The 24127-nt window shown below is 32.9% G+C and carries 19 protein-coding genes; 11 read left to right on the top strand and 8 right to left on the bottom strand.

Annotated elements, in window-relative coordinates:
* Window positions 1-2: 2 nt before the first annotated feature.
* The gene (locus PL77_RS00090) at window positions 3-2192 is read right to left on the bottom strand and encodes a 7TM diverse intracellular signaling domain-containing protein (protein ID WP_044200469.1); all 2190 of its coding nucleotides are present in this window, start codon (window positions 2190-2192) and stop codon (window positions 3-5) included.
* Window positions 2193-2512: 320 nt separating this feature from the next.
* Here PL77_RS00090 and PL77_RS00085 point away from each other — a divergent pair, with 320 nt between their 5' ends.
* Entirely contained in the window at window positions 2513-4720 is a 2208-nt protein-coding gene (locus tag PL77_RS00085) for a caspase family protein (RefSeq protein WP_172665778.1), read from the top strand.
* Window positions 4721-4793: 73 nt separating this feature from the next.
* Here the strand turns inward: PL77_RS00085 and PL77_RS00080 are convergent, their stop codons facing one another.
* Window positions 4794-6197 (bottom strand): voltage-gated chloride channel family protein, encoded by a 1404-nt coding sequence (locus tag PL77_RS00080; RefSeq protein ID WP_044200465.1) that lies wholly within the window; start codon window positions 6195-6197, stop codon window positions 4794-4796.
* A 113-nt stretch (window positions 6198-6310) separates the two neighbouring features.
* Between PL77_RS00080 and PL77_RS00075 the strand changes: the two genes are divergently transcribed.
* Entirely contained in the window at window positions 6311-8839 is a 2529-nt protein-coding gene (locus PL77_RS00075) for an ABC transporter permease (RefSeq protein ID WP_044200463.1), read from the top strand.
* A 415-nt stretch (window positions 8840-9254) separates the two neighbouring features.
* Here the strand turns inward: PL77_RS00075 and PL77_RS00070 are convergent, their stop codons facing one another.
* On the bottom strand, window positions 9255-10433 hold the full coding sequence (locus PL77_RS00070; protein ID WP_044200462.1) for a proline dehydrogenase family protein: 1179 nt from the start codon (window positions 10431-10433) through the stop codon (window positions 9255-9257).
* Window positions 10434-10604: 171 nt separating this feature from the next.
* Here PL77_RS00070 and PL77_RS00065 point away from each other — a divergent pair, with 171 nt between their 5' ends.
* Both PL77_RS00065 and trxA read left to right on the top strand, forming a co-directional pair.
* Complete coding sequence (locus tag PL77_RS00065) at window positions 10605-11189, top strand: nitroreductase (RefSeq protein ID WP_052444047.1); 585 nt, start codon at window positions 10605-10607, stop codon at window positions 11187-11189.
* A gap of 165 nt (window positions 11190-11354) precedes the next feature.
* Window positions 11355-11675, top strand: a complete 321-nt coding sequence (gene trxA, locus PL77_RS00060) for a thioredoxin (protein ID WP_044200460.1) — start codon at window positions 11355-11357, stop codon at window positions 11673-11675.
* Between the two features lie 75 nt (window positions 11676-11750).
* Here the strand turns inward: trxA and PL77_RS00055 are convergent, their stop codons facing one another.
* The 5 genes from PL77_RS00055 to PL77_RS31980 form a co-directional block, all read right to left on the bottom strand.
* Entirely contained in the window at window positions 11751-12368 is a 618-nt protein-coding gene (locus PL77_RS00055; RefSeq protein ID WP_156152190.1) for a hypothetical protein, read from the bottom strand.
* Between the two features lie 200 nt (window positions 12369-12568).
* Window positions 12569-13300 carry a YebC/PmpR family DNA-binding transcriptional regulator gene (locus PL77_RS00050; protein WP_044200457.1) on the bottom strand — a complete coding sequence of 244 codons (732 nt, stop codon included), beginning with the start codon at window positions 13298-13300 and terminating at the stop codon, window positions 12569-12571.
* Between the two features lie 121 nt (window positions 13301-13421).
* Entirely contained in the window at window positions 13422-13979 is a 558-nt protein-coding gene (locus tag PL77_RS00045; RefSeq protein ID WP_044200455.1) for a phosphoribosylglycinamide formyltransferase, read from the bottom strand.
* A 1447-nt stretch (window positions 13980-15426) separates the two neighbouring features.
* The gene (locus PL77_RS00040) at window positions 15427-16143 is read right to left on the bottom strand and encodes an ROK family protein (protein WP_253273948.1); all 717 of its coding nucleotides are present in this window, start codon (window positions 16141-16143) and stop codon (window positions 15427-15429) included.
* 35 nt (window positions 16144-16178) lie between these two features.
* Window positions 16179-16340, bottom strand: a complete 162-nt coding sequence (locus PL77_RS31980) for an ROK family protein (RefSeq protein WP_172665777.1) — start codon at window positions 16338-16340, stop codon at window positions 16179-16181.
* Between the two features lie 148 nt (window positions 16341-16488).
* Here PL77_RS31980 and PL77_RS00035 point away from each other — a divergent pair, with 148 nt between their 5' ends.
* The 7 genes from PL77_RS00035 (at window position 16489) to PL77_RS30030 (ending at window position 24071) form a co-directional block, all read left to right on the top strand.
* Window positions 16489-18660 carry a SpoIIE family protein phosphatase gene (locus PL77_RS00035; RefSeq protein WP_172665776.1) on the top strand — a complete coding sequence of 724 codons (2172 nt, stop codon included), beginning with the start codon at window positions 16489-16491 and terminating at the stop codon, window positions 18658-18660.
* A gap of 281 nt (window positions 18661-18941) precedes the next feature.
* A complete protein-coding gene (locus PL77_RS00030) occupies window positions 18942-19886 on the top strand; it encodes a hypothetical protein (RefSeq protein WP_052444045.1) in 945 nt (314 codons plus the stop codon).
* A 175-nt stretch (window positions 19887-20061) separates the two neighbouring features.
* Window positions 20062-20970 carry a tyrosine-type recombinase/integrase gene (locus PL77_RS00025; RefSeq protein WP_052444044.1) on the top strand — a complete coding sequence of 303 codons (909 nt, stop codon included), beginning with the start codon at window positions 20062-20064 and terminating at the stop codon, window positions 20968-20970.
* Between the two features lie 54 nt (window positions 20971-21024).
* Window positions 21025-21624 carry a hypothetical protein gene (locus PL77_RS00020; protein ID WP_044200451.1) on the top strand — a complete coding sequence of 200 codons (600 nt, stop codon included), beginning with the start codon at window positions 21025-21027 and terminating at the stop codon, window positions 21622-21624.
* 79 nt (window positions 21625-21703) lie between these two features.
* Complete coding sequence (locus PL77_RS00015; RefSeq protein WP_044200449.1) at window positions 21704-22465, top strand: hypothetical protein; 762 nt, start codon at window positions 21704-21706, stop codon at window positions 22463-22465.
* 69 nt (window positions 22466-22534) lie between these two features.
* Window positions 22535-23179 (top strand): hypothetical protein, encoded by a 645-nt coding sequence (locus tag PL77_RS00010; protein WP_044200447.1) that lies wholly within the window; start codon window positions 22535-22537, stop codon window positions 23177-23179.
* Window positions 23180-23291: 112 nt separating this feature from the next.
* Window positions 23292-24071: a hypothetical protein gene (locus tag PL77_RS30030; protein ID WP_052444043.1), complete on the top strand. Its 780-nt coding sequence runs from the start codon at window positions 23292-23294 to the stop codon at window positions 24069-24071.
* The last annotated feature ends 56 nt before the right edge of the window (window positions 24072-24127 follow it).

Below are 24127 nucleotides of genomic sequence, written 5' to 3'. Positions count from 1 at the left end.
GTTTATGGTTTAAGATGAAAACCAATAATTAGTATATCATCTATTTGAAGTTCTGTTTTACCTTCACCGGTCATCCATCGTTCTAAAAATTGTTCCAAAGCCATACTTTGTTTCTGCATTGGAAGTTTATGAATCATCTCTAGTAAATCCCTAAACTTCTTACCTCCAATTTTTCTGTTGATAGGACCACCAAATTGATCTTGATAACCATCTGTGGCAATATAAAAGTCTGTCGGTGAAGTAATTTTCACCTCATGTGTGGTGTATTCAAAGTTATCGGTATCTGCCGAGCCGATACTAAACTTATCACCTTTTATATGCCCGAAATTATCTTTCTCAATATAGTAAAGTGGGTTTTTTGCCCCTGCAAATGTAAGAAGAGAATCCTTTTTATCATACACACACATGCATAAATCCATTCCATCTTTCAAAGCTCCTTTTCCTTCAACCTGTTTATGTAATTCTACTCTGATATAATAATTCAAATGATCTAGAATAATACCTGGGTCTGTCGTTTTGTCGGCGATTACAATCTGCTTTAATAGACGTTCGCCAATCATAGACATAAAAGCACCCGGAACTCCATGCCCAGTACAATCAATTGCAGCAATAAAAGCGTGTGTAGGAGTATCATAATGCCAGTAAAAATCACCAGAAACAATATCTTTTGGTTTGAATAAAATAAAAGATTCTGGAAAGGAATGCTGTATTGCTTGAGTGGAAGGTAGTATGGCCTTCTGAATACGTTGAGCGTAATTTATACTAGCGGTGATTTTCTCATTTTTTTTCGAAAGCTCCTTTTTTTGGTTTTCAATTTCTTCATTTTGTTTTTCAAGTGAAGCATTCATTGATTGAATTTCTCCATAGGCGTCTTCAATTTTTCGAGTATAACGGTCCGTTTCTTGAGAAACTTTATCCAATTGTCGAGTGCGTTCTTTTACTCTTCTTTCTAATGTTTTTCGATCTCGTTCTTGCTGTTGAATCAATGAATCTTGAATACGTTCCGTATCTTCTTGAATAAATTTATATTTATCACTTAGTGCTAATGAAAGAAGCATGATCTCCATAATGGTACCAAACGCCAATGCATTTCTAGTGATAATATTAGAAGGGGTAATTCCTTCAGTGGTGAGCGTGTGGGTTAATATTCCAAGCGTAAAAAAGGCCCATGCTAATATGAAATAACGAGCAAATTTATTCCCCTTTCTGTAGATGTATATACCAGAAGAAATTAAGACTAGAGCATTAATCGAGGTGGCTTTATTAGAAAGTTCCATTACGGTTTGATAGTTCCCTAAAAAGGAGAACAAAAACAACAAACCGCCCAAAGTGATCATTCCTATTAAGGCGCCATAAACATATTTGGAGTAGTTTCTCACTTTCAAAAAGGAGAGCGTGAAAATGGAAGAAGTGACAATCCATAAACTAATGGCAATAGGGCCCACAAACTTTTGTAAACCTGGGCTCCATTGGTGAAGGTATTGATAATTATGACCACTATAGCTTGAAAAGTAAATTACATTACTTACAATTGGCAATACATACAGTAAATAATTAATGTCTTTCAATGAGAAAAAGATCATTAAATTATATAAAACCATAATTAAAATAATCCCAAAATAGATACCATATAGCATCTCAGAAAATAAACTATACTCAAGAAAAGCATCTGAACTGTAGATTTTCATGGGCAAATGTATCCCATTGCTTGAGTAGACTTTTAGATAAACATTGTATTGAGTATCTTTTTTTAATTCAAATGGGACCACAAAATTTCTATGATTAATCACTCTTGTATTGAAAGGGAAAATATCTCCCAATTCCCATGAGATATAGTTTTTTTGCCCTTCCTCTGTTAAGTAGACTTTTAAATAATCAATATTTGGATTGGCAATTTCAAAATACCAGTTTTTATTGTGCTCAACATCATGTTCGATAGGTATTTTTAGCCATAAAGTCTTTTCAAGAAAACCGAAGTTAAGGTCTTTGTCTGATTTGATAAAATAATCCTCAGGAGTTGACTTTAACTTATTGAAATCAGTATCATGATTATCAAGAAAATAGTGGATTTTGTGATCTATTTTCAATTCTTCTACTAGTTCATCTAAATTGACAGCAGGTGTAGTATTTTGAGCATAAGTCGGGTTTATAATAGCAGAAAGTAGAAAAAGTAAGATGTATAAAACTCGCATATAAAAGCTAATGTAGTGTTCGTATTGAAAAAAGGTGCTATATTGTTTTCTAATATTCTCCTATTAAGTACATGGATGAAAGTAACCTTCTGTTCTTGAGTATTTATTGCCATTTAATCAATTGATTCTAATAGAGATAATCCTCAATTGAGTTTGGATATTTTAATGGGTATTTATTTTTGGGTACTATGCATTGAAGTAATCGAAAACGAAAAATATTAGAAAATTATTTTTGAGTGGTTATTATACAAAATAGCATTTTTAAGTTACAAATTTTAATATTCAACTATATATTATTCAATAAAGAGAAAAAAATGAGAATGAAACTGAAAAATTATTTTTTGTTTTTTTGTTTGTTCACAATCTGTCATATTTCATACTCTTCTGAAAAAAAAGCATTATTGATTGGAATAGATCATTATTATGACTCAGATAAAGAACGATTTGCCGAATGGCAAGACCTTGATGGAGCTGTAAATGATGCTACTGTAATGTACAATCTACTAAAATCAAAGTATGGTTTTAGTACAAAAGATATGACATTACTAGTTTCTCCAAAATTGACTACCAAAAAATCAATAGTAAAAGCATTCAATCAATTGGTCAAGTCTGCGAGTAAAGGTGATCAAGTTTGCATTTATTATGCAGGTCATGGCGCTCAAATTCGAAATTCAAAATTTTATGAATTAGATAAAAAGCATGAAGCAATTGTCCCGTCTGATGTATTGAGAACAAATGAGTTTTTATTGGATGTTGAAATCAATGAAATTCTAAATAGAATATTAGATAAACAAGCTGAATTAACGGTCATCTTCGATAACTGCTTTAGTGGATCAGGTACCCGTGGTGCTATTGATCTTAATAGTTTGCAGTCGCGTTATGTGCCTGTAAGTGATATAGATATTGATCAAACTTATAAAAAACAAAAGTCGGCAGCAGAACGTGGTGCATTAGTAGTATCTGCTGCACAAGACTATCAGTTAGCCAAAGAATACAAAGATAATAGAGGGCAATCACATGGTGTTTTCACTTATGCTTTGATGAAAGCCATGCAAATGAGTTCTGTAAATGAATCAGCTGAAGATATTTTTAAGAGAGTAAACTCTATCATTCTTTATAATGCTGTTCCAAGACAAGATCCTGTGATTGAAGGACAAGAGGAAAGAATGAAACAACCTTTGTTTGGTGGAGTAGCAGATCCATCCATTGGTGTGCAAGTTGGTATTGTAGATGCTGAAAATAAGTATAAAATTACATTAGATGGTGGTAGTGCAGTAGGGATTGTACCTGGTACGCAACTGACACATGTTAAAAAAGAAGTCGTTATTGAAGTGACGGCTTTATTCGGTGTAAACGGCTGCTATGGAAAAGTAATTCAAGGGAGTAAAGCATTGGAAGAAGGGGATTTGGTGAAAGTCACAAAATGGGCACCTTATAATAAGAACCGTTTAAAAGTAGATTTTGGTCAAATAGGAATCTCAGATATTGAAGTCAACTCATTAAAAGAATTAAGCAGATTGTTAATCGATAAAGGTGTAATGGAATACGCTCCTTACGAAGAACATGTCGGCTTGGTAGTTCGAAAAGTAGACGACAAATGGAAGGGTTTTTACTCCTCGTCAGAATCAGTATCATTTGGGCATTCCGTTCCTACTTTTGAAAAACTAGAAAAGATTTTTTCAAAAATGGAAGCTCCTAACAACAAAGTTTATGTAGAAGTTCCTCCAACCACTGCTGTATTTCAAGAGTTGAATGGAAGTCTCTCAGGGCAGCCAAAAATAGAACCAATTAAGCCTTCTGAAAAATTTGATTACCGTTTGATTGGTAGGTTTAATGAAAAAAGTGAATTAGAATATTCTTGGGTAAGATACGGAGCCCAAAAAGATGAGGAACAAAATCCATTACCCTCATTTACGGATTGGGTCGCACCTCATAGAACATTTGCCCTGGCAAATTATGCTGAAAGATTGGGTGAATTAAAAAGTTGGTTGACTCTGGAAGTACCGCCTAATAATGCAAATTTCCCATTTAAGTTCGCTTTGAAGAAAAACTCAAATGGAGACCTTGTTAAAAATGGAGCTTTATTAGAAGGAGAAGAGTATGGTTTAGCATTGTATAAAGATGAAAACCTTTATAAAAACTGGAATTACGAAGACCGTTATCTTTATATATTCTTATTGACAAGTGATGGCTCAATGAAACTATTATTCCCAGCCACGAATTCTTCAGTAGAAAACAATACAGAGCAGATTATGAAAGATGGCAGTGGTGATTATAAAAATGAAATATTAATCGGTCATCCTGATCTCTTGAGTGTCTCGCCTCCTTACACCACTGATAATATTTTAATGTTAAGTACTGTGACCGCAATCACGGATACTTCTATTTTTAATCAAGATGGTGTTCGAGAGCGTGGAAGTGGAGAATTTGCTCTTGATGAATTAATTGATGAAGAAGAGGAAAGAAGTTCACATCAAAGCAATTGGTATTTGGAAAGACATACTTTTTTCGGAACAAATGCACAATAAGTTACTATAAAATAAAACACCTCATCAAGCTAAATGATGAGGTGTTTTTTTATGTTAGAAATGAGAATGCAGTTTATTTATTTTCTCCTTTTTCTCTATTCTTTAGATGTTTTTTCTCTGCTTCTCGTATCACTTCAATTTCAGATAACGTACTTCCTTTCTCATGTTCTTTGACTTGGTTTTTGGCAGAACCAACAATTTGTGAGGAGTAAATACTAGTATGACCAGAGAACATATAAGCTGTAATACATGCTACTGCTATGAAGACTGCGGAAGGGGCACCAAATAATTCAATACCCATCATAGTGCAAGCCATTGGTGTGTTGGTCGCACCACTAAACACACCCACAAAGCCCATTCCTGCTAATAAAGCAACTGGCAAAGAGATATGATTGGATAAGAAAGAGCCTAATGTTGAACCAATATAAAATAGAGGTGTCACTTCACCACCTTTAAATCCAGCTCCTAAAGTAAATGATGTCGTTAATGTCTTCATCAAGAAATCATACCAATGCATTTGAGTATCAAATGCAGCAACAATAGTAGGTACACCCAATCCAAAGTATTTTAAATCATAATTGCTGTAGTCGAGACCGTGATTATAGTTCACCGCTACAATCCCTAAAGCTAATACAATACCTCCAATTACAGGACGTAAAGGTGCATATGAGATCTTCGATTTAAATAAACCTCCCCAATAATGACAAGCTTTTGAAAACAACATCCCTGTCAAACCAAAAGCAATACCTGCCACTACACATAAAGATAGATTTTGTAATGTCATCTCAGGAACAATTGGAATATGATATTCGGTATGTGTAATTCCTAAGTGATGACCAAAAGTATGAGTTGCATAATTAGCGACGATGGCAGTAAAGAAAGAAGGGAAAATCGCTTCATATCTCATTCTACCAATAATATACACTTCTAAACCGAAAATAGCCCCAGCAAGTGGAGTTCCAAAAACTGAAGAAAAACCAGCTGCAATACCCGAAATAATCAAGATTTTACGATCATATTTATCCAATTTGAATATTTTGGTAAACTGATCTGCAATCGCTCCACCCATTTGTACAGCAGTGCCCTCTCGTCCGGCAGAACCACCAAAGAGGTGAGTGGCAATAGTAGCAATTGTTACAAGAGGTGCCATTTTCAAAGGAATGATTCTATTCGGTTTAGTGATCTCATCCAATAGTTGATTGTTTCCTTTTACAACATCTTGCCCTAAGTAATAATAACAAGCTCCAATTAAGAAACCACCTACGGGAAGTGCAAAAATGATCCATTTGTGAAGTTCTCTCCATTCGGTAGCCGCATGTAATCCCCATAAAAAAAGAGCTGAACCAATACCGGTTAAACCACCAACTAGTGTACCGATTAATGCCCACTTGAGTACATACAAGACCACTGGAAATTGCTCTACTTTCTTTACCCAATCAGGTAGGTCTTCATGGGTGTAACCAAGAAAAGATGCCATAAATTTTTAACTAAATTTTATTTAAATTAAACTGTCATATTATTCTATGGTCACAATTTATGTGGTATAATTGGAATATTTATCTTTTTTGAGGATTCATTAAGCAAATAAAAGTGAGAATTCAATTTGTAATTAACAATGCTAGAAGAGATTTACTCAATAGCATTTATAAAATAGGACCCTTTATCATTTCAATCATCATTGGAATAGGCACTCTTGTTGCCATGATCAACTTTTCTGAAAATGTGGTCAAAGATATTGATAGTCAAGCGAAAGAAATGTTGGGGGCCGACCTAGAATTAAGAGCAAATCATCTTATATCAGACGACCTTCTTACAATTTTTGAGAAAGAAGAAAGTGAATTAGCCAAACAATACAACTTCGCTTCCATGGCTTTTTCTCCCAAACGTCAAGCCTCAAGAATGGTAGACTTAAGAGCTTTGGAATTGGGATATCCTTTTTATGGTAATATTGAACTTTCCCCTCTATCGGCATGGCAAAGATGGGAAAACGAAGAGAAAATTGCATTGGTAGATAGTGCTGTGCTGTATCAAATGAACCTGTCTATTGGTGATTCTTTACGTTTTGGACAGACAACATTTGAAATAGCAGGAACTATAAAAAAAGGGGTAGGACAAAGTGCCATTATGGCGGCCGCTGTTCCTATTGTTTACTTTCCATTTAAATATTTGGATTCAACGGGCTTAATCCAAAAAGGAAGTAGGGTCAATTATCGTTATTTTTTAGCCTATAATGATACAACAAATATTCAAAACTTGATCAATCAGCAAGATGCCTTATTGGAGGAAGAAAGTGTGAGAGCAGTTACTTCTGAAAATAATACGGCAAGGATTGGTCGTTTCTTTAACGATATTGATGCTTTTCTCAAATTAATATCTTTTGTTTCCTTACTCTTAGGTTGTATTGGAGTTTCGAGTGGAATTTTTATTTATGTCAAAAGTAAGCTGAAATCCATAGCGATATTACGCTGCTTGGGTGCCACTGCTATGGAAACCTTTATGATATACCTACTTCAGATTCTCTTTTTAGGGTTGATTGGCGGGGTGATTGGTTCAGCTATTGGTGTTGTAGCACAATTTAGTTTTCCTGTATTATTTGGAGATTTATTGATGGTAGAATTGAGTAACTCTATCTCTTTCAAAGCTATTGCCATCGGAATATTATTGAGTGTCATCATTTCTATTTTATTTGGTTGGTATCCGTTATTGCAAATCTTAAATGTTTCACCAATCTATGTCTTGAGGTCTTTTCTTCTGGAAGGAAATACAGTGCATAATAAAAAGTTGACATTTCTCTTATTTGTCACCATTAGTGGTTTTGTCTTATTTTTCTCTTATTGGTTATTAGAGGATCTTACCAAATCATTCCTATTTTTATTTGCGATCTTGGTCGTACTTTTGATTTTGGGTGGAATCTGTTTTTCTCTAATTACCGTTTTGAAAAAGAGAGATTTAAACCAATTGTCTTTTAGCTTAAAATATGGAATTTCTCAATTGTTTAGACCCAACAATCAGACGCTTTTATTAGGAACTACCATAGGTTTAGGTGTTTTTCTGATTATTTGTATGCTTTCCATCAGAGGAATTTTAATGGATAAAGTAAGTGATGTAGGAAATGATGGAAGTGCAAACCTTATCTTATATGATGTTCAAAAATCACAGAAGGCAAAGCTGTTGGATATGATTAATAGCGAAAAACTAGCTGTAGAACAAGAAGCTCCGGTAGTGACCATGTCATTGGAATACCTTAATGGAGAAACAAAGAAGGTAGCTTTAAAAGATTCCACGAAGAATATCAAGAGATGGATTTTTGACAGGGAATATAGAGTGACTTATCGTGATCACCTAAAACCAAATGAGGTTACCGTAAAAGGCGAATTTGTAGGGAAGTCCAGTATCAATGAAGTGGTGCCTATTTCAGTGTCAGAAAGTTTTATGGAGTCTTCGGGATTGCAATTTGAAGATATCTTAATCTTTAATGTACAAGGTTTTGAATTGAAAACTAAAATTGCACATGTCAGGAAAGTGGATTTTGCTAGAATGGAAGCCAATTTTGTAGTCTTATTTCCATCAGGTGTTCTCGAAGCTGCACCAAGTATTTATGTATTTGCACTTAATATAAAAGAAAAGGCAAAAATTGCTCAAATACAGAATAGGGTAATTGCTCAATTCCCTAACGTGTCAGCCATTGATTTAGGATTGATATTTAATTCAATCAATGAAATATTGGGCAGGGTATCATTTGTGTTCCGTTGGTTGGGAGGCCTATGTATATTTACAGGCTTGCTGGTACTTTGGAGCTTTATGTCCATCGGAAAATACCAAAGAAAGAAAGAAGCCGGCGTACTGCGAGCGATAGGTGCAAAGAAAAAACACCTAATACGTATATCCCTGATTGAATACTTCTCTATTGGAAGTATATCAACCCTGACAGGAATTATATTAGGTTGGATTGGATCCTGGTGCTTAGCGTATTTTGTCTTTGATTTACCCTTTTATATTGCATTCAAGGAAAGCATAATATTGGGTGGAATTGTTATTCTTATGACGATATTGATAGGAGTATTGTTTATGCGATCACTTTCGAAAGTTCCTTCAGTAGAAGTCTTGAAAGAAGAATAAACCTACTCTTGAACAGTAGTACTGTGATCCAAAGAAATTACTTTAACATTGGCTTCACTCTGCTCGTTTTCAGAATTTTTGGCAGACATTATATGATGTGCACAGACTAAAAAAAATAAGCCGACGAAAAAAAATAGTAATTTTGCTTTCATGTTGTAAGTAGTTGTATGCGTTAATCTAATAATCATCAGCAATATATATAATTATTTATTAAAATATTAACATTGAGGTGTTTAAAAATGTAAAAAAAACTCTTAATCGGCCTAATAAGCCCATTAAGAGTTTAATTTATGTAAAGACAAGTCCAATGTGTACTCTATATGAAGGTCAAAGCTGTCGAACTTCAAAAAGTTAACGTCAACTGCCCAACACTCCAAATAAGCAATTTTAATTGTACAACTGCTTAAGAAAGTTACTATTGGTTTCTTCTTTTTATCTCGTTTGAAACTAAAGTTAATTCTCTACTAGCTTGACCAGCTACTGAAGTATTTTCTTCCGCTCTTCTGAATAAATAAGGTAACGCTTCTTTTACAGGACCGTAAGGCAAATATTTTGCAACGTTGAAACCTGCTTTAGAAAGGTTAAACGAAATGTGATCACTCATTCCAAATAACTGAGCAAAGAAGAAATTCGGATTGTTGTCACTTACATTATATTTACTCATTAGTTCTACTAATAGTTGATTACTTTTCTCGTTGTGAGAACCTGCGCATAAAGCAAAATCATTATGGTTTTCCATGATAAATTCAAGTGCTTTATCGAAATCTCTATCAGTAGCTTCCTTTGTATGTTGGATAGGAGTAGGGTAGTTCATTTTTTGAGCTCTTTCTCCCTCTTTTTCCATGTACGCACCTCTTACCAATTTAACACCAAGAATAAAACCTTCTTGTTGAGCCTTTGCCAGATCAGATTTTAATTGGCCTAATTTGCTGTGTAGGTACATTTGGTAAGTATTGTAAACAATTGCTTTTTGCTTATTGTATTTTACCATCATGTCGTAGGCTAATTGATCAACTGGACCTTGCATCCAAGTTTCTTCAGCATCAATGAAAATACGTACATCATGTTCATAAGCTGTTTTACAAAGGTTTTCAACCCTTTTGACTACTTTGGACCATTGTGTTTCTTCTTCATCTGATAACACCTCGCCTGCATGTACTTTTTCTAAAAGACTTACAGCGGCAATACCTGTTAATTTAAAAACAGAAAAAGGAACATTGTTATCTTGGCTTGCTTTTTTTATTGTTTCAATAATTTCAGCCTCAGTGGTATCAAAACTTTTGTCATTTTGAGCACCTTCTACAGAGTAATCCAAGATAGACCCAATATTATATTTACCTAATGTAGCAATAGTGTCATTACTGTCTTGGATTGTTTCTCCACCACAGAATTGTTTAAATAAGGTTTTCTTTACTATTCCTTTAATAGGTAAACTTAATTTGAAAGCAAGGTTCAACATTGTTGTGCCAACTTTCACCAAACCAGGGGAGTGCATCATTGCAAATAAAGCATACGTTTGCTTCAATTCATTGTCATTTCTCCACTCAAAAGCCGTTTTTGTATCTTCAAAATTTACGGTAGTTGTGTCTATCATTTTTTTAAGTTTAAATATATTTCGATGCAAGAAGTAGTCGGTTTTTTCCAAACCATAGTATGTGTATTGTAACAACAAAAATAGAATAATGTTAGAGTTTTTTTATACATCATTTAAATATATTTATAATATTGTATTCAATTTTAAGCTAATAATTGACAATAAAACTTAATGATGAATAAAGTTGAACTCATTTCAAATCTAATAAAAGATAGAAGATCATTTTATCCTCATGAATATATAGAGGGAGAAATACCTAATGAACACATTGATTTAATCTTAGAAAATGCAAATTGGGCTCCTAATCATGGCTTGACTGAACCTTGGCGTTTCTTTGTTTTTGAAAAAGAGGGGTTAAAGGCTTTGTCTGAGGCACAAGGGAATATATATAAAGACAATACTTCAGAAGAAGAGTTTGATCAGGCACGTTATGAAAAATTGGTCAAGTTGCCTTTACAGTCTTCACATGTGATTGCTATTATCATGAAAAGAGGAAGTAACCCCAAAATTCCTAAAGTAGAAGAAATTGAAGCAGTAGCTTGTGCGGTACAGAACATGGCATTAACGGTAACAGCTTTAGGTTATGGTGGCTATTGGAGTACAGGAGGAATGGTCAAATTCAAAGAATCGAAAGAGTTTTTCGGTTTGGGAGAAGAGGATGAGTTTTTAGGTTTATTTTATATGGGTAAGATACCTAGTGAAAATAAAATTGGTAAGAGAAAAGATATCGAGGAAAAGGTAACTTGGGTAAGATAAACCACTTACATTTCTGTATAAATAAAAACTATAAGGGTATAGATTTAATCTTTGTAACTATGCTCTTATTTTTACTACATTTGTGCAACCAAATTACGTAAGCGTCGTTTTATATATACGTAATTGAAAATATGATAATTTGTTCATACATAAAATAATATTATAATGGGAAAAGCAGTAGAAATCACAGATGCTAACTTCGAAGAAGTTGTATTAAATTCAGATAAACCAGTTTTAGTTGATTTTTGGGCAACTTGGTGTGGACCTTGTTTAATGATGGCTCCAGTAATCGACGAGCTAGCGGTAGAATTGACAGACGCAGTAATCGGTAAATTAGACGTTGATGCTAACCCTCAATCAGCTGCTAAATTCGGTATCCGTTCTATTCCTACAATGTTAGTATTCAAAGGTGGTGAGCCAGTGGATAAAATCATTGGTGCAGTAGCGAAAAAAGAACTAGAAGCAAAAGTAACTGCTCAAATCTAGTTTTAACTATATCCAAAAAAAATAGCCTTAGTTTTTAAACTAAGGCTATTTTTTTTGCTCCATTAACCGGATTTCCTAATTGAATAGAGTAGGTAGTTCACTACATCCTTTAATCGATCCATCTGCTTGCCAGATTTTTGGGAATTGGCCAAAACCTGGATCTACTCCTGGAGGTAATGAGAACTCAGGATCAACTAAACCAAGCATGAATACAATAAACTCTGCTGTAGAAATATAGTACTTCGAAGCAGAATCATCCCATTGTACAAAGTTTTCATACACATAGTCTTCTTGTACAACACCAACACCAAACCCTGGGTCTGGGTTGACATTCAAACAACCAGCAGCTAGCTGTAAACTTTGTGAATAAGTAGCACCAGAATCAGCCATGATAGTGTACTTGTAATCATCTGTCTTTGACGAACCTGTTAGGTTAAGTGTTGCATCAAAAACTACATCAACGCTTGCTTCATCAATTGTTGTTGTAAGCTGAGAGACAATACGTACTTTGTTGGTACTATGATCAAATGATACCTGGATGTTTTCAATATCTAATTCATCACTTAGTGTTAGTGATTCACCGAAAGAGAAATAGATAGGATTGACGTCTTTCCCAGATGTTGTTTCATCATCACTACAAGAAAGTACAAAGATCGAGATTCCGATCAACATTAATAGATTTAAAATTTTCATAACTAAAAATGGGTTATTAATATTTAGCAATTGAAATTTAGAGAACTGTGGTATAAAAAGTGGTATTTCTCTTCGAAAAATCCATAAGATTCTGAATATGAGAAAAGCCATCCCTTTATTTTCATAAAAAGATGGCTTTTAAGGTGTGTATAATGTGAGAGGTATGTATATACGTTACCTCTTTAATTCATACTACAAAATTATCCCATTGTATGATAAACGTGTTGTACGTCATCATCTTCCTCTAGTTTTTCGATCAGTTTGTCTACTTCTTCTTCTTGTTCAGCAGTCAACTTCTTCGTTGTAGTTGGAATTCTTTCTAAACCAGAACTGATGATTTCAATGCTCATATCTTCCAATGCTTTCTGTAATGAACCAAAGCTTTTGAATTCCCCATAGATCATGATTTTCTCAACATCCTCATCGTTTTCCGCTTCTTCAACGAAAACCTCTTCAGCACCGAAGTCGATCAATTCTAACTCAAGTTCTTCAATATCTAATTCGCCTTTGGCGATTTTGAAGTGGCATTTATGCTCAAACATAAATTCAACTGAGCCAGAAGTACCTAAGCTACCATTGCATTTGTTGAAGTAACTACGAACGTTAGCTACTGTTCTATTATTGTTGTCAGTGGCAGTTTCTACCAAAACAGCAATACCGTGAGGCGCATAACCTTCAAATAGTTTTTCATCATAACTAGAAGTATCCTTGTCTGTTGCTCTTTTGATGGCACGTTCGATATTCTCTTTCGGCATGTTTTCAGCCTTACAGTTTTGTAATACCGCACGTAGTCTTGAGTTGGAATCAGGATCGGAAGAACCACCCTCTTTAATTGCAATTACAATATCTTTACCTAGACGGGTGAAGGTCTTTGCCATATGTGCCCATCTTTTTAATTTTCTTCCTTTTCTAAATTCGAATGCTCTTCCCATTATTTTATTTTTTTATTACAATTTGGAATAATGCTGTACCAAAAAGTAAATCGTTATTTTTTTGAAAGCACTAATTTAAAACTTTCAATAGAGATACAAAATAGTGCCTTTACCTTTTATACTATCCTAGGATATTTTCAATCACTCTTGGAAAATAAAAATGCTCTAACTTTAACACCTTAGCAGCCACTTCCTCAGGAGTATCTGTAGACGCTAACTGTGTTGTAGCTTGTAAGATAAACTGTCCTTCGTCGTATTCATGATTACAATAATGAATGGTAATACCAGAAATACTTTCTTTATTCTCTACAACTGCACGATGAACGTTAATGCCATACATCCCTTTGCCACCATATTTTGGTAATAGTGCTGGGTGGATATTAATGACTTTATTAGGATAGTGATCTATAATATCTTCACTTACTAATAAAAGGAACCCTGCAAGGATAATGAGGTCAACATTGTTTTCCTTTAAAAAATTTAAAACAGTTCCATTTGAAAATTCTTTTTTCAAGAAACTATAATGAGGGATTCCCAGTGAGGCCGCTTTTTCTAATACGCCTGCATCTTTATTATTAGAAAGAACAACAAACTCAACGTTATCATTTCCTTCAAAATGTTTGATGATTTTGAAAGCATTCGATCCTGTACCTGATGCAAAAATACCTATCTTTTTCATGGTGCTAATTTAGTTTCTGCAAAGATAAACAGGTATTCAATTAAACACAGTAAATTGAGTACTATCTTTTGATAGTTTATGGTGTGAGGAGAAGGAGGAAGGGTAAATCACCTTTTTGGGGTAAATTATCGTACACCATCAATTGAAATTTCTGCAAGCCTTTGAATTCAAAAGTTAAATGCACTGTAAAATAAATTTTCGTCAACTTTCAATTGATATTTATAAAAACATTTATTGAATCTACTTTCAAGCTTCTTTCTTCTTCATTTTTCCATTGATGAAAAACGAAGCAAAAAATCTAGGCTTAGAAGTCAAAAGCTAAATTTCATTCTTCTCGCCTCAATGATTTTAAACTCGCTTTGCTCAAACAAGAAAATCATTTTTAACAGCTCAATTCATGAAATTCTTAACGCTTTTCCCTTCAAGGCCAAAGGAAGTACTACCTAACGAATTGAGTAGAAAGACCACTGGCGCGAATGTTAAGCGATAGCGTCATTCGTGTCATTCAGATCATCAGAAATCTCCTGATTTCTAAATGCCATAAATTTTCGTCAACTTTCAATTGATATTTATAAAAACATTTATAGAATCTACTTTCAAGCTTCTTTCTTCTTCATTTTTCCATTGATGAAAAACGAAGCAAAAAACCTAGGCTTAGAAGTCAAAAGCTAAATTACATTCCTCTCGCCTAAATGATTTTAAACTCGCTTTGCTCAAACAAGAAAATCATTTTTAACAGCTCAATTCATGAAATTCTTAACGCTTTTCCCTTCAAGGCCAAAGGAAGTACTACCTAACGAATTGAGTAGAAAGACCACTGGCGCGAATGTTAAGCGATAGCGTCATTCGTGTCATTCAGATCATCAGAAATCTCCTGATTTCTAAATGCCATAAATTTTCGTCAACTTTCAATTGATATTTATAAAAACATTTATAGAATCTACTTTCAAGCTTCTTTCTTCTTCATTTTTCCATTGATGAAAAACGAAGCAAAAAACCTAGGCTTAGAAGTCAAAAGCTAAATTACATTCCTCTCGCCTCAATGATTTTAAACTCGCTTTGCTCAAACAAGAAAATCATTTTTAACAGCTCAATTCATGAAATTCTTAACGCTTTTCCCTTCAAGGCCGAGGGAGATACTACTAGACGATGTCTGATTACATGTCAAAAGACAAAGGTTTTTTAATCATCTTCTAAAATGTAGTTATGTAGGGACGTTTTAGTAAAACGTCCTCGCGAACCATAATACACTACCATTTATCCTTTATAAGAGAAATTAAATGAATTGACGGAAATTTAGTTTACAGTGTATTAGCAATAGAGGTTCGAATAATAGTTATGTATAATGATGTTACATACAATGTTCAAATGAATCATTAAAACCACGATTGATTATTGAACGAAATTTATCATCAACAATCAATCGTGGTTTTTAATGTAGTAACTATTATTTTAGTTCAATTGCATTAATACCTAATGAAGCTGCACCTAAAATACCTGCATTATTGCCTAGAGTAGCCAAACGAATATCTAAAGCATTGGTATAATACTCAGGTAAGAAAGCATTGATGACTTCATACATGTTTCCTTTCAAATAATCAAAAGTTTCAGAAACACCACCACCAATAAGAATTGTTTTGATGTCTAACACTCTGACCACGGAAACAATCAACTCACCAACATATTTACCCATATCATGATAAACCTGTAAGGCAAGTTCATCGCCTTCATGAGCGGCAGTAGCGACCATTTTGGCATCAAACTCACCAGATAAAGTCGTCGAAAGTTTCCCTTCTTGTATATAATCCTGGGCCATATTGATGATGCCCGCTTTACCGATGTTTTGCTCAATTGTATGTCCTGTACTGGACATCACATGACCAATTTCAAGTCCGTTGCCATCACCACCTTTGAACACTTGTCCGTTGATTACACAACCTCCACCAACACCAGTTCCTAGTGTGATGAATAGATAAGTATCAGGGATGTTTTCCAGACCAAAGTGAAGCTCACCGAGAGCAGCTGCATTGGCATCATTGTCCATAGCAATAGGAAGTGATGGGAAATCCTTTTTCAGGATTTTCACTAAAGGTTGATTACCTAACGCAGGTACGTTGGGTAAATCAAGTGTTGAAGTTCCGTCTGCTGAGATAGTACCAGGTATACCTATACCTACAGAAGCAATATCAGGGTATTTTTTTAGTCTTTTGGCGAGTAATTTTGAGAAATTACCACAGAAGTCACCACCTTCAGAAACTTCCGCAGTAGGGTATTTTTTTTCTTAATAATGTTGCCATCGGAATCTACAACACCAAATTTGACGTTTGTACCACCGATGTCTACACCCAAAAATTGCTTCATAATCAATTACTTTTAATCACGTTAAAATTCTTTAAGGTTAATTTTAATAAATCATTTTTACTTTTCCTCGTGGATTATACAGAATTATTGATGTGTTTTCGTATTTTTGGCTGATACTCTTATTTAAAATATGTTCTTGAAGAAATTTTTGAAACAAGTAGCAGTACTACTATTTTTTTTATTCGTTCATATATGTTCTTTTGCTAAACTTGATGATAGTATACTTTTAAGTAATGACTCCACTTTTGACGAGGGACAATATATAGCAGGAAAAATTAGTGAATCTTTAACTCTAGGTAAACTAGATAGTGCCAAGGCTTGGTTGGACATAGAGTCGGACTGTGTAAAGGTTTCAAATGATCATCATCGGATTTTTGACTTTTATTCTAATCTATGTGCTTACTATGAGTATTTAGGGGCAATTGATACTGCTGAATATTATTGTGAAAAAGCCATTGATGTGGCAGAAGAAGCCTATGAACTTCAATTGATTTCATCAGGGCATACCAACCTCGCTACCGTTTATACGGCTCAAGGAAAAACAGCTACTGCACTAAACCTCTTGAAAATTGCTTATGAAATTGATAAGCAAAGAGAAGATAAGGTAGATCTAGCCTATACGTTGAATAACATTGGTTACATTTATTTGCAGCATAAAGAATATGTTCAAGCTTTTGAGGTTTTTGAAGATATATTAAAACTGGAAATCGATTCGACGAACGTTTATTTAGATAGAATAAAAGGCACTGCTTTGTTGAACATTGCTGATATACACCTTGTATTTAAAGAATACGATGAACTGTCAAAAGTATTGACAAGGATTAATGACCTGAAGTTGTTTACTAAAAATAATGACTTTGAATCCTATGTTTTATTTTCCATTCTAAAAGGACAGCTTGCAATGAGTCAGGGAGATTACTCTTTGGCTAGAAAAATATTTTTGATCACCGTAAAAGAAGCAAATAAGAAAGATTTACCATTACCGAAATTAAATTCTTATTTAGCTATTGGAGATTATTATCTCAAAAGAAAACAATTCAATAAAGCGTATGAGGTGTTTGAAAGGGCCTACAAGATCACGAAATCAAACAAATTATTGGATTTTGAATACGATGTCTCATTGAAGTTAGCCGAAACACTGAAGAGTTTAAATAAAGATCAAGCTATATATTTTTACGAGAAAAGTATAATCCTTTCTGATAGTTTATTTGATATTCAAAAGAGTGAAGCTGTCGCTGATATGCAAGCCTTTCACGAAGTGGAAGATCAGAAAGATGAAAATGATGTATTGAGAGAAATTGAACTAAAATCAAGTAATCGTTTAGATGCTCAGCAAAAGTTCATCTATTTTACCATTATTATTGTACTGATATTATTAGTTTTTCTCTACTATATTTATCTCAATCAAAGGAAAACCAAAAAGCTGAACTTTAAGCTGACTTCAGCATTGGATAAGATTGAGATGGCCAATATTGAGATCGAAAATGTGAATGAGGAATTATTAAAGAAAAATGATATTCTCAAAGAGACATTAGAACACTCTGAGGCACAAGGAAAACAATTAAATTATCAAAATCAGAAAATTTCTAATAGTATCAAAAGTGCCCTTCTGATACAGTCTTCTATATTACCGTCGCAACAAGTGATTGATCATGCCTTTCCTAATAATTTCATTTTCAATCAACCCAAAGATATTGTTAGTGGCGATTTCTATTGGTTTACAGAACAAGATGATTGGAAAATTTATGCTTGTATCGATTGTACCGGTCACGGGGTACCAGGAGCACTGATGTCCATGATGGGAGCAAGTTCACTTTATGAAATTGTCAGAGGAAAAAGGATATTTTCTCCTTCAGAAATTCTCAAGGAACTTAACAATATTGTAGTTAGAAATCTTCAACAAGAAAAAACAATGAACAATGACGGTATGGATATGTCTATCATTGCCGTTAATGGGAATCAATTGTATTGTGCAGGAGCCAAAAACCCTATCTATTTGGTACGTGACAACGAAATCCACAAGTTGAAGGCCACCCGAAAATCAATCGGAGGTGAGCTTAACCTTTCTTACGAAGAGCATCATTGGGAAATTCAAGCCGGAGATTGTTTGTATATGGCGACTGACGGTTATCAAGACCAATTCGGAGGACCAAATGCGAAAAAATTTCTAGTGAAGAAATTTAGAGAAACTTTATTGGAAGTATCCTCGAAAACTGTAGAAGAACAGAAAAGAGAATTAGGCATTACAATCAATAATTGGAGAAGTATTGGAAATTGGGAACAAGTTGATGATATGTTGATCGTTGGTATCAAGTTTTAATTTTTCTTTTTTGAAGTATTCTTATATAAATAGGACCTTTTTAAAGATTAGAACTATATAACTAAATGTAGTATAACATTATTTCAAAAATCACACCCTCCGTCATTTATAATAGAATAGTAAAATATTGTATTTGAAAGTTAGAGTATCTTTTTTATCTTTCAAGATAGTAAACTATTTTATTGTTGTACAAATGCCACTTTCACATTATTTAGAATAAAGTGGAGTATGGTGTTGATTAAATATTGGGTACAAGCATCAAGAACTAAATTTTAAAAAATATGAAAATAAAACTTATAATAATAGCTTTGATAGGAATAAGTTTTAAAATAAAAGCACAAGAAAAAATTCAGACTGAAACTGGATTAAAGAATGATTTTATCTATAAAAATGGAAATGTTGGAATCGGAACAAATAACCCAGAGGCTAAATTTCATGTTTTTGGTGGTGGAACAAATATAATTATTGGAGATAATAACAATTCATTGATGCCTGCTTTGAAATTATGGGGTGGTCATAGTACAGGGTATGCTTACATTCAATCTGGAGGTGTAGCATTGTCTAAATTAAGGATTTCAAAATATCAAACAACGTCTGGTAATCTAGACGATTTTCAAATTTATTCTACCCAAACTTATTTTAGTGGAACTATAGGAATTGGAACGACAAATTATTCAACTAAATTATCAATTAAAAATGGGAATACTAAATTTATTGGTTTTGAGAGAATTGGCTTAGAAAAAAAAGCACACATAGGATATGGGACAGCTAATGATGGAGGTATTTACTTGGGGACAGATGATAACCAATATACTTTATGGGTACAACAAAATGGAAATGTTGGAATAGGTACTTATAATCCAGGTATATGGAAACTTGCTGTAAATGGAAAAATTAGAGCTAAAGAAATTAAAGTTGAAACGGGATGGTCTGACTTTGTTTTTTATGAAAATTATAAGTTACCAACACTTCAAGAGGTTGAAAGCCATATTAAAGAAAAAGGACATTTAAAAGATATTCCGAGTGAGAGTGAAGTTAAAGAAAATGGAATTCTTTTAGGAGAGATGGATTCTAAGCTGTTACAGAAAATTGAAGAATTGACTCTATATATAATTCAACAAGACAAGAAAATTATAGAACAAGCTAAAAAAATTGAGAAGTTAGAAACATTCGAAAAAAAACTTCTTAAACTTCAAAAAAGATTAGAAAAACTAGAAAGTAGATAAAGTTAGTGCCTAACAATCTAAACCTGTTTTGATATACTACTGAATAATATAAATGCTATAGAGTCTATTTTCTTAGTATCTTTCTGTTTTTACTACTTTTATAGGAATAGCATGGGTAGATACAAAGGCTGTTTTTCAGAGTAATAACAAAGAAGCTTTAACTGAATCTGAAGAGTTGAGTTATGAGTCATTCTACAAGAAAATTCCCAAACTCTATCCCAAATACAAAGCAATACATCTGATAGCATTAGTCAAAAAGCTTGAATTGTATCGATATGCTTTAAATACCGCTCAGATTTATACTTCAATGTTACAAAAATACCTCGATCATTTATACCGTAAAGGATATCAGGATATAAGAACTATAGAAGATGGACAATTATCAAAGACACTATTAGAACAATACCTTTTTCATATTGTTTCCGTTGAAAAAAGATCTGATTCTTACCAAAATCAAGCACTGAATGCAGTAAAATTTTACTTAGAAAGGGTGCTGGAAAGGGACTATTGTTATTATAATGTGCAGCGTCCAAGGAAAAAAGAACGTTTACCCGTTGTATTGAGTACTGGAGAAATAAAATCAATTTTTACGAATACAAGAAATATTAAACACAAAGCGATATTGATGACTATTTATTCTGCAGGCCTGAGAATAGGAGAGTTAATCAATTTGGAGATAAAGGATATCGATTCAAAGAGGATGTTGATAAGGGTAGTAGAAGGAAAAGGAAATAAAGATAGAAATACACTTCTCTCTGAAAAGAACTTATTGATCTTAAGAGAGTATTTTAAAAATTATCGTCCGAAAAAGTATCTATTTGAAGGGGAAAAGGAAGGAATGAAATATAGTAGAACTTCAGTATCTAAAATCCTTAAACGTGCTGTCATAAAATCCAAAATTCAGAAACGAGTGACGGTCCATACTCTTCGTCATAGTTTTGCAACACATTTGTTAGAAAATGGAGTCGATTTAAGATACATACAATCACTATTAGGTCACAATTCATCAATGACAACACAGATTTATACTCACGTGAGTACTAAAGTAGTACGTGAAATACAAAGTCCTCTTGATAATTTGTAATATGTATTAGAATAATAATGTATTGCGTTTGATTGTTAGAATTTCTTTCCTACCTTGAAAGAAGTAAACTATTTTACTATTGTATATACGCCACTAGGTCACATTATTGGGAATAAAGTGAACAGTGGTGTTTATCAAATGTTAGCAATAATTATCATGCAAAAAACTATACAAACATTAATTTTTCTACTTATAAGTATTCAAGCATTTTCTCAAATAGAAAAACATCCATTTGGATCTATTACTGATAGATATATTTTGACTTTAAAGGGGTATTTTGACGATTGTGGAGAATTTGGGGGACATGAAGAGGTGATTGAATTATTTAGAGAGGATCAAAAATTTAAAACTAAAATAACAATATATTCAAAAAGTTGTGATGAAAATAATTATCCAAAACCAAAAGTGATTACTTCTAAAACATATATAGTATCAAAAAATAAAACACGATACTTTAAACGATATTTAAAAAAATTAATGAAAAAAAGTCTTGAATTTGATATTCCATTTCATGCGGGTCGAAAATACTCTGCAAGGTTAGGATTTAGAGATTCAAACATAAATGATAATTTTGAACGTATTAATCTTTCTTATGATGACTCATACAATACTTGGACAGAATTTCAGAAACTTAAAAACAAATTTGAAAAGTAAATATTGCTAACATCAACTAAACTCCAATCACGGTTGACGCAACCGCTCACGAGTTTAGTCATCACGTTATGCTTAATCTATGAATAAAATATTAACTATATTATTATTAATTTCATTTACTTCTACTAATGCTCAAGTTGAAGTTGAATTATCTTTTTGGGACGAATGTTTAGACTCAGTTATAAACCTTGAGTATGAGATTTATGATTTTGCAAATGATTCTACTTATAAATCCAATGAATTTAAAGTAATTCTGCCCTCAAAAGGATTTTATATGCTTGATGCTAATATTGTCAGTACCGATACTGATTATTTAAGTTATGTAATAAGTGAGTCTAATAGTTTTTTGTTTATTGAGGACACAAACTTTTACACTGATACAGTCTGTATTCCAAAAATTCGTCGAACTTTTTCTACTGCTCTACATTCTTCAAATTGGAATTATTTTAATTGTAATAATTTGAGCAATGGAAAAGAAATTAGTTATTATTTCAATGGTAACAAACATATTGAAGGTAAATTCATAGATGGAAAACCATATGAGCTAGTTGAATACAGAAGAAATGGAATTATTTATAGTAAGTATTATTATAAAGTTGGTGATTTTGATTTTCAAAAAGCAGAATATTATAATGATTCTGGAAGTCTTGAAGAATTGAAAATTAACTCACCAAGAAAACAAGAAATAGAATATTATGATTCACTTGGAAATATAGAAAAGATAGAAGTTTACCAAAGGAGGAAGAAAAGAAAAATTGTAAAATACTTTGATGAATATGGAAAATTAATTGAAAAAGAAATTAAACCATCAAATAAAAAAACTAAGCATAACAAATTGTAAAAGTCAATTAGCTACCCCGTGGGATAGCTAACTGCTTTTACATGGTTCGTTATAGCCAATAAATATAAAATGAGAAGTTATCTATTTTTTTTTAGTGCACTAATATTACTGAGTTGTAACTCAAATTCTGACAACGACAAAAATAATAATGTTTATATTCCAAGTGAAGATGATTATAAAATTATCAATTCGACTTTTGTGCATCTGACTATTCCTGCTCCTGTAACTCTTGAAGGAATTGAAAGAGAATTTGGTTATGATAACTTTTTATATGACGAGAAGGATCTACCAAAAGATGGCCGTTATAAGATATATTTCACTCAATATTTAGTAACTTTAGATAGTTTAGAGAGACATCGTAAACTAAGAATATCTGAAGAACGCTTATTAAAATTAGATGACATAGAATTTAGGAATCTTGGGAAAGAGTTCTCCTTAAAAAAGAACTTTAGTGTTAAACTAGATGTAGAAAGAATTAATAATATCGGGGATTATAAACTGATTCCAGTAGATATTAATCAAAGTGTAAAACGAAAATTTGGTGAGAAAATAATTACTTATTCAAGAATTATATATAATCAGGGTAAGGATAAAGCTTGCCTTTATTTTCAAAATAATTGTGTTGGCATGTGTGGATTTGGAAAGTTTGTATTTCTAAATAAAGTGAATGGTATTTGGGAAATTAAAAATGAGTTATATGATTCGCAAGATTAATTTAAATTTTAAAAAGGCTATAACATTAGCTAATCTCCATCCACCGGTCGACACGCCCGCTGGTCGTAGTTTAGCAATTACGTTGTAGCCAATTTAAGAAACCGAAGTGCAAATGAGATACATATTTACCATACTGATTTTTTCGATTTCATTTTTAACTTTTGGACAGGATTTGGATGGTTTTGCTGTTCGAATTACTAATGTACCACCTGATTCTTTGCCCAAGTTTGTAATCAAAATGGACAAAACAGAATATCTTTTAGATACTGTTCCAGATTCAATTAATCCAGACTGGATAGAGAAAATTGAAGTAATTAAAAGTGAGGAGCAAAAAAATATTTATGGAAACGGTAATGGAATTGTTTTGATTTATCCTAAGACAGAGCATTTCGAAGAGATTAAATTACTGCTTGAAAAATTTCCGAATAATCAAGAGCAAATTGACAAACTGACATTGGATAGTATCTATATAAAAGCTTTAAACAGCCGATTTGATTTGCTATTATCGAGCGGACAAAAATTCATTGAACCAAATGAGCAGACTGATAGGATTAAGAATGATTTTGACAAGAATAGTGTTTATAAATTTCTTTCAGACGATGAATTATTTGATTATGCCTATAAGCATGGCAAGACATTAAAGTTATATAGAGTTACACATAAACAGATTTCAAAAGATACGGTTGATATAAACTTCGGGGATTTAGCATTAAAAGTAAAAAAAGGAATTTTCTTTAAAAATGGACTGCATTTCCGAGAAGCAAATTATTCACTTGCTTGTGGTGGAACAAATGGATATAGACCTGATTTTAGATTTGTTTATGATAATCAAACTAGGAGTTGGAAAATAATTGGTGGTACCTGCAAATCACCAGATTGGACAGATAAATAAATGATTAAGAACAATAAAAACTGGCTACAATAATTAGGGCTTAGTTTGGTCTTCAG

Source organism: Flammeovirga sp. OC4, assembly GCF_000812565.1.
In the GTDB taxonomy this organism is placed as follows: domain Bacteria; phylum Bacteroidota; class Bacteroidia; order Cytophagales; family Flammeovirgaceae; genus Flammeovirga.
This window is presented reverse-complemented; position numbering and strand designations above follow the sequence as displayed.

Bases quoted from the DNA above. Each gene is read 5' to 3' on its own strand.
- PL77_RS31980 (WP_172665777.1), bottom strand. From the start codon at position 16,340: ATGAAGCAATTTTTGGGTGTAGACATCGGTGGTACAAACGTCAAATTT.
- PL77_RS00080 (WP_044200465.1), bottom strand. From the start codon at position 6,197: ATGGCATCTTTTCTTGGTTACACCCATGAAGACCTACCTGATTGGGTA.
- PL77_RS00085 (WP_172665778.1), top strand. From the start codon at position 2,513: ATGAAACTGAAAAATTATTTTTTGTTTTTTTGTTTGTTCACAATCTGT.
- PL77_RS00070 (WP_044200462.1), bottom strand. From the start codon at position 10,433: ATGATAGACACAACTACCGTAAATTTTGAAGATACAAAAACGGCTTTT.
- PL77_RS00050 (WP_044200457.1), bottom strand. From the start codon at position 13,300: ATGGGAAGAGCATTCGAATTTAGAAAAGGAAGAAAATTAAAAAGATGG.
- PL77_RS00090 (WP_044200469.1), bottom strand. From the start codon at position 2,192: ATGCGAGTTTTATACATCTTACTTTTTCTACTTTCTGCTATTATAAAC.
- PL77_RS30030 (WP_052444043.1), top strand. From the start codon at position 23,292: ATGAGATACATATTTACCATACTGATTTTTTCGATTTCATTTTTAACT.
- PL77_RS00055 (WP_156152190.1), bottom strand. From the start codon at position 12,368: ATGAAAATTTTAAATCTATTAATGTTGATCGGAATCTCGATCTTTGTA.
- PL77_RS00015 (WP_044200449.1), top strand. From the start codon at position 21,704: ATGAATAAAATATTAACTATATTATTATTAATTTCATTTACTTCTACT.
- PL77_RS00045 (WP_044200455.1), bottom strand. From the start codon at position 13,979: ATGAAAAAGATAGGTATTTTTGCATCAGGTACAGGATCGAATGCTTTC.
- PL77_RS00010 (WP_044200447.1), top strand. From the start codon at position 22,535: ATGAGAAGTTATCTATTTTTTTTTAGTGCACTAATATTACTGAGTTGT.
- trxA (WP_044200460.1), top strand. From the start codon at position 11,355: ATGGGAAAAGCAGTAGAAATCACAGATGCTAACTTCGAAGAAGTTGTA.
- PL77_RS00065 (WP_052444047.1), top strand. From the start codon at position 10,605: ATGATGAATAAAGTTGAACTCATTTCAAATCTAATAAAAGATAGAAGA.
- PL77_RS00030 (WP_052444045.1), top strand. From the start codon at position 18,942: ATGAAAATAAAACTTATAATAATAGCTTTGATAGGAATAAGTTTTAAA.